Genomic DNA, 12,581 nt, shown 5'->3' with positions numbered 1-12,581 from the left:
TTCTGAAAACTGGATCAGGAAGTGGAAATTGATAAGCGCAAATCGCGCATGGACTGATGCGTGTGGTGCATTAATGACAAAGCGTTGACCAGTATTTACATATTCAACAATAACTTAACATTTCGGTGATCTTTTATTTACCACATTTCGCTAAGTTGCTGATATATCAGTTTTGTGACACCGCGCAGGTGAGAAGCCAGGCAGGGCCTGGCTTGGGATTATCAGCGCAGCGCGTTCGCAATCGCGCTAAACATCAGCGACGCTTCCAGCGGCTGGGCGCTGAATGACGGCTCTGCCTGCGGCCAGGTGGACCACTGGACGATAACCAGATTTTCTTTCTGATTAACCACGATCATCTGACCAAAAATACCCAGCGCCCACAGGGAATCCTTCAGCGAATTTTCGACTTTCGGCTCCACGTTTGTGGCGGTGGCCGGCACTTCGTTGTTCCACCACTGGTAGCCGTACAACCCCTTCGGATGCGCCTCGGACACCGATCCTTTGGCCTGTGTCCAGGCTGAGGACTGTTTCACCCAGCCCTCGGGGAGGATCTGCTTTCCGTCCGGCAGCGTACCGTTATGCAGGATAAACTCCCCGAAACGCCCCCAGTCTCCCAGCGTGGCGTTGAACCCATGCGCACCCACGTCGTGCTGGCCTTTGCTGTAAGCATGCCACACGCCGTCGCTCGCCATGCCGTACGGTTGCCAGATGCTTTTCTCCAGATACGCCGCGAGCGTCATGCCGGTGGCGCGCTCAAGCACATCGCCTAACAGCCAGGCGCCACCCGAGGAATAGGACCAGTTTTCACCCGCCGGGTGTTCACGGTGTAATCCTTTCACCAGGGTGCGCACGCAGTCGTAGGTGCCCGGTTTCGCTTCGCATTCGGTAAGCCGGGCGAAGTCTGACTGCGGGTTAGTGTAATCTTCGTTCCACGCCACGCCCGAGGTGTGGGTGATGAGCTGTTTTAGCGTTACGCCCTCCCAGGCGGTGCCTTTTAAATCCGGTTCGTACTGGGTGATGAGGTCGTCCAGGGAGTGGATTTTACCCTCTTTTATCGCAACGCCCACCAGCGCGGAAACCACCGATTTGCCCACGGAACGCGACGTCCAGAGCGTTGAGTTGGTATTGCCTTCTCCCAGGTATTTATAGGCCACTTTGCCATTTTTCAGCACCAGCATGCCGCTGACGTTCTGGCGCTTCAGGTAATCCTGAAGATTGTAAATCTTACCCTTCACCTGATAGCGGGCATCGGTGAGCGGTTTTTCTGCGGGCAGCAGCGGCGTTGCGTTGCCGTGGCGGAACACATCGCCCGCGTAGTTGCGGTAGTCATTGCGAAAGCCCACCACGCGATCGGCCTGGCTCCAGGTGAGCATGGTATGTGCGTCCGGGAGTCTGGCATCGAAAGGCGCCGGACAGGTCGTAAGGTCGGTACCGTTGCAGGCCGCCATGACGGCGGGCGAGAGCAGGCTGCTGACAACCAGCGCCGCGAGCAGCGTGCGGTTTGTTTTGATTTTCATATTTATCTCGTTTGGCTCAGGAAGGACTTCAGTTTAAGAACCTGCGGCCTATAATAAAAAACGCGTTATGGGGGAAAATCCCCCGGAAAAATCGCGTGGAGAATGACGTGGCATCACTGATCTATTCCTTTGCCCAACTTGAGGCCTTCACCGCCGTCGCTGAGCACGGCAGCCTGATGAAGGCGGCCAGTAAACTCGGCAAAGATCGTACAACCTTGCGGGATCTGATCGATTTTCTTGAGGATGGGCTGGGCTACGCTTTGTTCCTGCGGGAGGGGCGCAGCCTGCGCCTGACGCCGGAGGGGGAGCAGCTTCAGCGGCAGGCGCACCTGCTGATGCGGCAGGTCAAAGCATTTGAGGCGTTTGCCCGATCGGTGCCCGACAGCGCCACGCAGGACATTGCCCTCGTTTACGATCCGTTCACCCCCAGAGCTTTTTTACAGGCGCTGATTGCCACACTGGCGGCGAAAAAGATCCGCCTGAGCCTGACCAGCGCATCGCGCGATGAGGCGGAAGCCATGCTGGCGAACGGTCAGGCCGATCTGGGGATCTGCCAGGCGCGCAACCGCAGCGTGGGCAATGAGATGGAGTGGCGGGCGCTGGGGGCGATCGAAATGGATTTTTACGCCGCAACGACGCTTTTTGCGGAGGTTGCGTCGCCGGTGTCGCTGCTCGATCTCTCTCTGGTTCCGCAGGTGATTATGCATGCCGCGTCAGACGAGCCGGTTGCCCGTCGCCTGCAAATTTCAGGGCACACGCTTTTCACTAACGAACTGGAGATGCTGCGCGGCCTGCTGGAGCAGGGCTGCGGCTGGGGGTTTTTGCCGACCCATCTTCACGCAACGCAGTGGAAAAATGTAAAAAGGCTGCCCACCGAAGTGGGCAGCCAGGGGATCGGTCAAACGATGGTGACGATCTGGAAACCGGGCAGCGACAAGCGCGGGTCAATTAATGAAACGCTGTCGCTGCTGCCGTCATTGTGGAAAGACTCAGCGCTGTGAACAGCCTTTGCACTGCTTGTTCTGGATCTGCTGGAAGAAATCGTTGCCTTTGTCATCCACCAGGATAAACGCCGGGAAGTTCTCCACTTCAATTTTCCAGATCGCTTCCATTCCCAGTTCCGGATACGCCACGCACTCCAGACTCTTGATGCTGTTTTGCGCCAGCACCGCCGCCGGGCCGCCAATGCTGCCGAGATAGAAGCCGCCGTGCTTGTGGCAGGCGTCCGTCACCTGCTGGCTGCGGTTACCTTTCGCCAGCATGATCATGCTCGCACCTTGGGATTGCAATAAGTCCACGTAGGAGTCCATACGCCCGGCGGTGGTTGGACCTAAGGAGCCTGACGCGTAGCCTTCTGGCGTTTTGGCCGGGCCTGCATAGTAAATCGGGTGATCTTTGACGTACTGCGGCAGGGCTTCGCCGTTATCGAGCAGTTCTTTCAGCTTCGCATGGGCGATGTCGCGCGCCACAATAATGGTGCCATTCAGCGACAGGCGGGTGGAGACCGGGTGCGCGGAAAGCTGCGCCAGAATATCGGGCATCGGCTTGTTCAGATCAATGCTTACCACGTCGCCTTCTCCCTGCTGGCGCAGGGATTCAGGAATATACTGGCCCGGATTGTGCTCCAGCTTCTCAATCCAGATCCCGTTGCGGTTGATTTTCGCTTTGATATTACGGTCAGCGGAGCAGGAGACGCCCATGCCGATTGGACAGGAGGCACCGTGGCGCGGCAGACGGATCACGCGAATATCGTGCGCGAAGTATTTCCCGCCAAACTGTGCGCCAAGGCCGAGGTTTTGCGCTTCCTGAAGCAGTTCCTGCTCGAGCTGGACGTCGCGGAACGCCTGGCCGTGCGCGTTGCCTTCGGTTGGCAGGCTATCGTAGTAGCGCGCAGAGGCGAGCTTGACGGTTTTCAGCGTGGCTTCCGCTGAGGTGCCGCCGATAACGAAGGCGATATGGTAAGGCGGGCAGGCCGCGGTGCCGAGGGTCCGCATCTTCTCAACCAGATAATTTTTCAGCTTCGCCGGGGTGATCAGCGCTTTGGTTTCCTGATACAGATAAGTTTTGTTGGCGGAACCGCCGCCTTTCGCCATGCAGAGGAATTTGTACTCGTCACCATTCACGCTGTAGAGGTCGATCTGCGCGGGCAGGTTGGTGCCAGTATTCACCTCTTTATACATATCCAGCGCCGCATTCTGCGAGTAGCGCAGGTTGTCTTCAATATAGGTGTTATACACGCCCTGGCTCAGCGCTGCTTCGTCACCGCCGCCGGTCCAGACGCGCTGACCTTTCTTACCCATAATAATCGCGGTGCCGGTATCCTGGCAGGTCGGCAGCACGCCTTTCGCCGCAATCTCGGAATTGCGCAGGAATTGCAGGGCGACGTACTTATCGTTCTCGCTGGCTTCAGGGTCGCTCAGAATAGCCGCAACCTGCTTCTGGTGAGAGGTGCGCAGCATAAACGCCGCGTCGTGGAAGGCCTGCTGGGCCAGCAGGGTCAACGCCTCTGGCTCGACTTTCAGCACTTCCTGACCGTCGAACTCGGCAACGGAAACGTGCTCTTTGGTCAGCAGATAATATTCGGTGTCGTCATGCGCGAGTGGGAAGGGGTTCTGGTAGATAAAGGGTTTGTTTGACATAGCTTGCTCCACAAAAATTTAACCGCCGGAGGAAATGTCCGGCGGTCAGAAATCAGAACATCATGGACATCCACGGGTAACCAATCAGCAGCAGAGCTGCCAGGAAAATGGCACCGAAGATGGTGCCGAGGCGCCAGTAGTCTTTGGTTGGCAGGTAGCCGCTACCGTAGTAAATCGGGCTTGGGCCCGTACCGTACGGGGTGATGATCCCCATCACGCCCAGCGAGGTCACCATCAGCAGAACGAACACTTCCATATTCATGCCCGGAATGGTGGAGGCGATGGTCAGCATCGCAGGCAGCAGCGCCGTGGTGTGCGCGGTGGTGCTGGCGAACAGGTAGTGCAGCAGGTAGAACGCCAGCAGCAGGACGATGGTGGCGACATCCGGAGAGATACCGCTCATCAGCATGCCGCCTTCTTTACCCAGCCAGCTGATAAAGCCGGTGGAGGAGAGACCATCCGCCAGTGCCACCAGGGTGGCGAACCAGACGAAGGTATTCCACGCGGCTTTGTTGCCGGTGATGTCGTTCCACTCCAGCACGCCGGTCCACAGCATCAGGCCAACGATCAGCAGGGCAGCCATGGCCGGTTCAATCCACGCCGCGGCGAAGATCCACATCAGAAGCGCGCAGCACACGAACACCAGCAGCAGGATCTCATTGCGCGACAGTTTGCCCAGTTTTTCCAGTTCGCGGGTCGCCCACAGTGGTACTTCATTGTTTACCTTCACTTCTGGCGGGTAGAACCAGTAGGCCAGCAGCGGCATGGTCAGGATCAGCAGGATACCCAGCGGCAGGAAGGCGAGGAACCAGGTCCCCCAGGAGATATCAATTCCAACGGTGCTTTTCACCAGCGCCAGTGCCAGCAGGTTAGGTGCCAGAGCGGAAAGGAACATCGAGCTGGTGATACAAGCCGCGGTGATTGCCACCCACATCAGATAGGAACCGATTTTGCGCGCGCTTGGGTCGTTGGGTTTTGAACCGTACAACGGCGGCAGGTTAGCGATAATCGGGTAGATGGTCCCGCCGCTGCGCGCGGTGTTGGACGGGGTGAACGGGGCCAGCAGCAGGTCCGCAAACGTAATGGCGTAACCGAGCGTCAGGCTGCGACGGCCCAGGTACTTCACCAGAATCAGCGCCAGACGGCGGCCGAAGCGGGTTTTGTCGTAGCCTGCGGCAAACATAAAGGCACCGAAGATCAGCCACACGGTGGAGTTACCAAACCCGCTCACCGCCCATTTAAAGGAGGCGCCCGCCAGCTTGAATTTCGGGTCAGCCAGCTGTTCGGGGCTAAAGAGCACCCACTGGCTGCACAGCGCAATCGCCACCACGCCGGTGAGGCCGATTACGGCGCCCGGCAGAGGTTCGAAAATCAACCCGACGATGACGCCAACAAAGATGGCGAAGTAGTGCCACGCATATGGCGGCAGCCCTTCCGGAACGGGGACAAACAACAGCAGGACGGCGACAATGACGGGCAGGGCCATCATCAGCAGGCGTTTTGCTGTTCCATTTGATGCCAGATTCGCCGCAGGAGGCGTTACAGCAGTTTTTGTTTTCATAGTTTCACGTCTTAAGTTGTCAAAAATTCGTCGTACAGCGAAAACACAAATTCGATTGCTTTATTCGTTTTGCTTTTTTTAGTTATTTAAGGTGCGTTTTTGTGTTTTCAGTAATAGCGATTTAACGCATTTTTGTTTGCGCTAAATAAAAAATGATGATGTTTTTATATTGCGCCTTTGGATGCCATTACTATTGATCGCGATCAAAAAAACAGAATTGAGGACGTAATTTTATACTTTTTATAATAACCACTCTGAGTAGTGTGGTTATTCGCTATTTTTAAGCATTTTATTTATCAATTTTATAACATTATTAATTTGGGTTGTGTTTTAAGTTTTGATTTTAAAGGGTTTTTTATGTACTTGGTGTATTGGCTTTACCATTGTTGATTTAACTTTTTTTAAATTAATGTGAACGTATAAAACATTCACGCTAACACCAATGTGTTATTAATGTTATCGCAGGGATTAAATAGTTTATTAACTAACGTAATGGCTTTAGAAACTAAAAAAAGCTTTATATTAATGTCATGACATCGGCGAAAACACGAAATAAAAAATCCATACCGATAACGAATTCTTAATTTTTAAAGTTTGGAGTTTCTATTATGAGCACTAACGAACGTATTTTAAGCCCCTTCACATTACCGAATGGTACTGAACTGAAAAACCGTTTGTTAATGGCCCCGATGACAACCTGTACGGGGTATTTCGATGGCACCGTGACCAGCGAGCTGGTGGAGTACTACCGCGCCCGCGCTGGCAGCATCGGCACCATTATCGTTGAATGCTGTTTTGTTGACGATCTTGGCCTTGCGTTCCCGGGCGCAATTGGTATTGATAACGACGAAAAAATCGCCGGACTGGCAAAAGTCGCTGACGCCATCAAGTCCAAAGGTTCCAAAGCCCTTCTGCAAATTTACCACGGCGGCCGTATGGTCGACCCAAAACTGATCGGCGGCCGCACGCCGGTTGGCCCAAGCGCGGTTGCCGCGCCGCGTGACGGTGCCGCGACGCCGGTTGCTCTGACTTCAGAAGAAGTGGAAGGCATGATCGGCAAGTTCGGCGAAGCCGTACGCCGCGCAATTCAGGCCGGCTTCGATGGCGTCGAAATCCACGGGGCGAATACCTATCTGATCCAGCAGTTCTACTCCCCGAACTCTAATCAGCGCGACGACGAGTGGGGTGGCAGCCGCGATAACCGCGCGAAATTCCCGCTGGCGGTGCTGGACATTACCCACAAGATGGTGCGCCAGTATGCGGACGACGCGTTCATCGTTGGCTACCGCTTCTCACCGGAAGAGCTGGAAGTCCCCGGCATTCGCTTCGAAGACACCCTGTATCTGCTGGAAAAACTGGCCGCTCGTGGGGTGGATTATCTGCACTTCTCCCTTGGCGCCGCCCTGCGTCCTTCTATCGTCGATACTCAGGACCCGACGCCACTTATCGAAAAATACTGCGCCATGCGCTCTGACACGCTGGCGCAGGTACCGGTGATGGGCGTTGGCGGCGTGGTGAATGCCACGGATGTGAATGAAGCGCTGGATCACGGTTACGACCTGATAGCCGTTGGCCGCGCCACCATCGCCTATCCAGACTGGACCGATCGCATCGCGGCGGGCGAAAGCCTGGAGCTGTTTATGGACAGTACCCGACGCGAAGAACTGAGCATCCCGGAACCGCTGTGGCGCTTCTCGCTGGTGGAAGCGATGATCCGCGACATGAGCATGGGCGAATCTAAATTCAAACCGGGCACCTTTATTGAAAAAGTGCAGGACGATGCTAACGAACTGGTGATTAACGTCAGCCTCGAAACCGACCGCATCGCCGATATCGAACTGGCCTCCGGCCCGAGTGAAGACGTCGAGTTTGTCACCAGCTTCGAAGAGATCCGCACCCGAATTCTGGATGCCAATACCCCGCACGTGGATGCTATCACCGGCGCGACCAGCCAGAGCGAGGCGGTGAAAAAAGCGGTCTCGAAGGCGATGCTGAAATCCAGCAAAGCGCTGGCGGCAGAAGAGGGCGCTGACCCGAATGAGACTAAAAGCGTGGACGTGGTGGTGGTCGGCAGCGGCGGCGCCGGTCTGGCGGCGGCGATTCAGGCGCACGACGAAGGCGCGAGCGTGCTGATCGTTGAGAAAATGCCGACTATTGGCGGGAACACCATTAAAGCCTCTGCCGGGATGAACGCGGCGGAGACCCGCTTCCAGCGCGTGAAGGGCATTCAGGACAGCAAAGAGCTGTTCTACCAGGAAAGCCTGAAAGGCGGTGGCAATAAGAACAACCCTGAACTGCTGCGTCGCTTTGTCGAGAACGCGCCGCAGGCCATCGAATGGCTGGCAACGCGCGGCATTATGCTCAACGACATCACCACCACCGGCGGGATGAGCATCGACCGTACGCACCGTCCGAAAGATGGTTCCGCGGTGGGCGGATATCTGATTAGCGGTCTGGTGCGCAATGTCAACAAACGCAACATCGAGGTGATGCTGGATACCTCCGTGAGCGACATCATCTTCGAAAACGGCGAAGTGACCGGCGTGCGTCTGACCACCGAAGAGAACGAAACCCTCACCGTGGCAACTAAAAGCGTAATTGTCGCGACGGGCGGCTTCAGCGCCAACAGCCAGATGGTGGTGAAATACCGTCCGGACCTGGAAGGGTTCGTGACGACTAACCACAAAGGCGCAACCGGCGGCGGTATCGCGCTGCTGGAGCGTATTGGCGCAGGCACCGTCGATATGGGCGAAATCCAGATCCACCCAACCGTTGAGCAGAAAACGTCGTACCTGATTTCCGAATCCATCCGCGGCGGCGGGGCGATTCTGGTAAACCAGCAGGGCAACCGCTTCTATAACGAAATGTCGACCCGCGACAAAGTCTCGGCGCAAATCATCGCGCTGCCGGAGAAATACGCTTACATCGTCTTTGACGAGCATGTTCGCGCCAAAAACAAAGCCGCGGATGAGTACATCGCGAAAGGGTTTGTCACCAGCGCCAGCTCGCCAAAAGCCCTGGCGGAAGCGCTGGGGATGGATCACCACCAGTTCCTGGCAACGCTGGAACGCTACAACGGCTTTGTGGAAAAACAGCATGACGATGATTTTGGCCGCACCACCGCGCTGCGTGCGCCTATCAACGAAGGGCCGTTCTATGCCATTCAGATTGCGCCGGGCGTGCACCACACCATGGGCGGTGTGACCATCAATACAGAAACCTGCGTGCTGGACAGCAACCACAACGTATTACCGGGAGCGTTTGCTGCGGGTGAGGTTGTCGGGGGTATCCACGGCGGTAACCGCATCGGTGGTAATGCGGTGGCAGATATCATTATTTTTGGTACGCTTGCCGGACATCAGGCGGCTATGCGTTCGAAAACACGGTAAGGCTCCTGTTTCCCCGGCGGCGCGGTGCTTGCCGGGGCTACATCTGAGGACTTATGTAATGCCTGATAGCCATCGCGTTTACAGCTACAACGCCGTTCTGATGGGCTCGCCCATCCTCCTGAAACTCTTCTCCCATGACGAAGCCCTCGCGTCCCGCGTGTTTCGCCTGATCAAACAGTACGAAGATCTCCTCACCGTCAACCGTGCGCATTCGCAGGTGATGGATGTCAACCATGCTGCCGGTCAGCATCCGGTTGTCGTCAGTCGCCCGGTGTTTGACCTGATCCGCTGCGCGAAAGCGGCCAGCCTGCCTACAGACAGTGCGTTCAACCTGGCGATAGGTCCGCTGGTCAAACGCTGGAAAATTGGCTTTAAGGGGGACGCTGTACCGCCCGCGGACGAGATCGCCGCCTTGCTGAGTATCACGGATCCTGCGAACGTGGTACTGGATGGCGCCAACAGCAGCGTGTTTCTTACACGCCAGGGAATGGAGATCGATCTGGGGGCTATCGCCAAAGGTTATATCGCCGACAGGGTGCGGGATTACTTGCATAAAGAGGGCGCCGAACTCGGGTTGATCAACCTTGGCGGCAACGTCCAGACGTTAGGCTCGCCGGAGGACGGCTGGCACGTCGGCCTGAAAAAACCGTTCGCCGGTGATGCGCTGATTGGCGCCATAACGGTAGAAAACCGGTCGGTTGTGACGTCAGGCACCTATGAGCGCTACTTCGAGCAGAACGGCAAACGTTATCATCACATACTTGACCCGCGTACCGGCTACCCGCTGGATAACGAACTGGACAGCGTGACGATTATTTCGCAAGACTCCCTCGACGGCGATATCTGGACCACGCTGATCTACGGCATGGGCGTGGAGCAGGGCTGCGCCGCGCTGCGTTCGCGCCCCGATATTGAAGCCATTTTTGTCACCAAAACAAAAGAAGTGGTGATCTCCTCGATGCATCACTTCCGTTTTACCCTTCTGGACGACAGCTACCGAATTACTGGCAGTACTGTTTGAGCAGGCCGACCTGTTCCGGCTGCAAACGGTAGCGATATACCGGTCGACCGGTGGCGCCGTAGTGAATGCTGGTGAACAGGATATTGATTTGCGCCAGCCAGATCAGGTATTTGCGGCAGGAGACGCGGGAAATGTTGACCGCATTCGCCAGATCGTCGGTGGAAAATTCTATCTCCGGATGGCTGTCGATCCACTGGCAAATGGTGCGCAGCGTCTGCGGCGTTAAGCCTTTCGGTAATTTTTTGCTGTCGGCCAGCTCCGGCGCGCCGCCGTGGATCAGCCTGTCGACGTCGGCCTGTTCATAATACTGATGCGAGCCCATCAGACTGCGCTTTGCCTTCCAGCCGTTCAGCGCCTCTTCAAAACGCGGGAACTGGAACGGTTTAATCAGGTAATCCACCACGCCATAGTGCATCGACGTCTGGATCGTTGCGGCGTCGGAGGCTGACGAAATCATGATAACGTCAATCGGGCGGCCCGATGCGCGGATGATGGGCAATAGATCCAGCCCGTTATCCTGCTGCATATAGACATCCAGCAGCACCAGATCGATCGGCTGGCCTGGGTTTGCGATCAATGCTTCGGCCTGGTTGAGCGTGGAAGCGACGCCGCAGCAGTTAAAACCCTCAACGCGGTTAACATACAGACGGTTGAGGTCGGCTACCATGGCGTCATCATCGACAATTAATACATTTATCACGCGATATTCCTCTCGCTATCCCAGGGGATCTGAACAAAAAATTGGGTAAATACGCCAGGCTCCGACTCGACGATAATATCTCCGCCCAGGTTCTGGATCTGCTGACGTGCAAGGAACAGCCCAACGCCACGGTTTTCACCTTTTGTTGAGTAGCCCTTTGTAAAAATAGCCTCCAGCCGCTCGGGATCAATGCCGGGACCGTCATCGCTGACCTCACCGCTCAGCCAGCCGTTCTGATAATGCAGCAGCAGGCCGATCTCGCCTTCCGGCTGACCTTCCATCGCATCCAGGGCATTTTCGATTAAATTGCCCAGCACGGTGATCAGAACCGCAACCTGCTCTTCATTGCTGGTGTCAGGAAGCTGACTCTCCTCGGCCAGCGTCAGGGTCACTCCCGCCTCTTTGGCGCGGTTGATTTTACCCAGCAGGAAACCCGCAATGACCGGCGATTTAACCTTGCGCTGTATCGCGCCGATATCCGTCTGATAATTCTGTGCGGTCTGGATGATGTACTCTTCCAGCTTATCGTAGCGCTTCATGTGCAGCAGGCCGAGGATCACGTGCAGCTTGTTCATAAACTCATGCGTATGTGAGCGCAGGGCATCAACATAGTTGACCATACCATCGATACGCTGCATTAACTGGCTGATTTCGGTCTTATCGCGGAAGGTGCTGATTGCCCCGATGACCTGATTCTGGCTTTTCACGGGGACCATGTTGCACAGCAGTAGCCGTCCGTTACAGCCGATCTCTTGATCCTGACGAGCAATGCCGGTTTTCGCCACTTCCCGCAGGCTGACCAGCAATGGTTCGCCGCTGCTCTCGGAGTGCTCACCCGAGCTCAGGAGCAAAATTTCTCTGGCGGTGTGGTTAATCATCGTCACGCGCCCGTGCATATCAACAGCCATCACGCCTTCGCGCAGGGACTGCAACATGGCCTGGCGCTGCTCAAAGAGGGCAGAGATCTCGTAAGGCTCCAGCCCGAAGAGAATACGTTTCAGAACCCGGACCAGACCCCATATCGCCACTGAGCTCATCAGAACGCTGAATAAGATGGTCCACACGGCATTGAGCCGACCGCGGGCAATCTGATCTTCAACTTTATTCAGCGAAATACCCACCACGACCACGCCGATCTGGTCGTGCCGATCGTCATAAACGGGCGTAAAGACGCGCAGTGCTTCCGCGAGCGCGCCGCGGTTCACGGAGACATTCTCTTTCCCTTCGAGGGCGGGCGTCAGATCGTCGCCAATAAAATGCAAACCTAACAGCGCTTCGTTTGGATGGGAATAGCGGATCCCACGCAGGTCGGTAACCACGGTAAACAGCAGGTCGTTGCGCTTCGTCACCGCCTGGGCAATCGGCTGGATGATGCCAGCCTGCGGCGATTCCATCAGGCCACGCTTGATCTCCGGGCTGTCGGCCAGCGTTCGGGCGATACCCAGCGCAGTATCTTTCACGTCATCGCGCGTGGCACGGGTGATCTGCACAGAGTACAGCGCGAAGACCACCAGCAGCACAGAGCCGATAATGGCGCACACCATCAGCGTAACCAGCGTATTCAGCTTCATAGGGCGCTTGCGCGTCGGGGGGAAGGGCTGCAAATCGCTCATTAACACTCCGCGATGAAAAAGAAAGGGCTAATTATCGCTGATGACGGGCATTTCATAAAGCCATGTAAAGAGAGGCGTTTCGTGAGCCTTCTCTCATGTGACCTGTATAAAACACTTTATAGTGTGGGGGTACTCATAATA

The 12,581-nt window shown here is 56.0% G+C and carries 8 protein-coding genes; 3 read left to right on the top strand and 5 right to left on the bottom strand.

Features of this window, described 5'->3' with window-relative positions; genetic code table 11:
- Positions 1 to 221 precede the first annotated feature (221 nt).
- Positions 222 to 1,517, bottom strand: coding sequence for a serine hydrolase domain-containing protein (locus ACQG03_RS13710; RefSeq protein WP_063162915.1), 1,296 nt, complete (start codon positions 1,515 to 1,517; stop codon positions 222 to 224).
- A 95-nt stretch (positions 1,518 to 1,612) separates the two neighbouring features.
- Between ACQG03_RS13710 and ACQG03_RS13705 the strand changes: the two genes are divergently transcribed.
- Positions 1,613 to 2,518 carry a LysR family transcriptional regulator gene (locus ACQG03_RS13705; RefSeq protein WP_063162916.1) on the top strand — a complete coding sequence of 302 codons (906 nt, stop codon included), beginning with the start codon at positions 1,613 to 1,615 and terminating at the stop codon, positions 2,516 to 2,518.
- Here the strand turns inward: ACQG03_RS13705 and fumA are convergent.
- Together fumA and ACQG03_RS13695 are read right to left on the bottom strand one after the other, a co-directional pair.
- Positions 2,507 to 4,156 carry a class I fumarate hydratase FumA gene (gene fumA, locus ACQG03_RS13700; protein ID WP_063162917.1) on the bottom strand — a complete coding sequence of 550 codons (1,650 nt, stop codon included), beginning with the start codon at positions 4,154 to 4,156 and terminating at the stop codon, positions 2,507 to 2,509. The two genes, ACQG03_RS13705 and fumA, sit on opposite strands and share 12 nt — an antisense overlap.
- Positions 4,157 to 4,208: 52 nt before the next feature.
- Positions 4,209 to 5,717 carry an anion permease gene (locus ACQG03_RS13695; RefSeq protein ID WP_074148335.1) on the bottom strand — a complete coding sequence of 503 codons (1,509 nt, stop codon included), beginning with the start codon at positions 5,715 to 5,717 and terminating at the stop codon, positions 4,209 to 4,211.
- A gap of 608 nt (positions 5,718 to 6,325) precedes the next feature.
- On the opposite strand from ACQG03_RS13695, the gene ACQG03_RS13690 reads away from it, so the two are divergent.
- Complete coding sequence (locus tag ACQG03_RS13690) at positions 6,326 to 9,106, top strand: flavocytochrome c (RefSeq protein ID WP_063162918.1); 2,781 nt, start codon at positions 6,326 to 6,328, stop codon at positions 9,104 to 9,106.
- A 58-nt stretch (positions 9,107 to 9,164) separates the two neighbouring features.
- Positions 9,165 to 10,127 carry an FAD:protein FMN transferase gene (locus tag ACQG03_RS13685; protein WP_063162919.1) on the top strand — a complete coding sequence of 321 codons (963 nt, stop codon included), beginning with the start codon at positions 9,165 to 9,167 and terminating at the stop codon, positions 10,125 to 10,127.
- On the opposite strand, the gene dcuR is transcribed toward ACQG03_RS13685, so the two are convergent.
- A complete protein-coding gene (dcuR, locus tag ACQG03_RS13680; protein ID WP_023300497.1) occupies positions 10,108 to 10,827 on the bottom strand; it encodes a two-component system response regulator DcuR in 720 nt (239 codons plus the stop codon). The two genes, ACQG03_RS13685 and dcuR, sit on opposite strands and share 20 nt — an antisense overlap.
- The gene (locus ACQG03_RS13675; RefSeq protein WP_063162920.1) at positions 10,824 to 12,440 is read right to left on the bottom strand and encodes a sensor histidine kinase; all 1,617 of its coding nucleotides are present in this window, start codon (positions 12,438 to 12,440) and stop codon (positions 10,824 to 10,826) included. Before ACQG03_RS13675 ends, dcuR begins: the two co-directional genes overlap by 4 nt.
- Between the last annotated feature and the right edge of the window lie 141 nt (positions 12,441 to 12,581).

This window comes from Enterobacter cloacae complex sp. 342H5, from assembly GCF_050030905.1.
GTDB lineage: Bacteria > Pseudomonadota > Gammaproteobacteria > Enterobacterales > Enterobacteriaceae > Enterobacter > Enterobacter intestinihominis.
The sequence above is the reverse complement of the archived record's forward strand: the minus strand, read 5'-3'. Positions and strand labels throughout refer to the sequence as shown.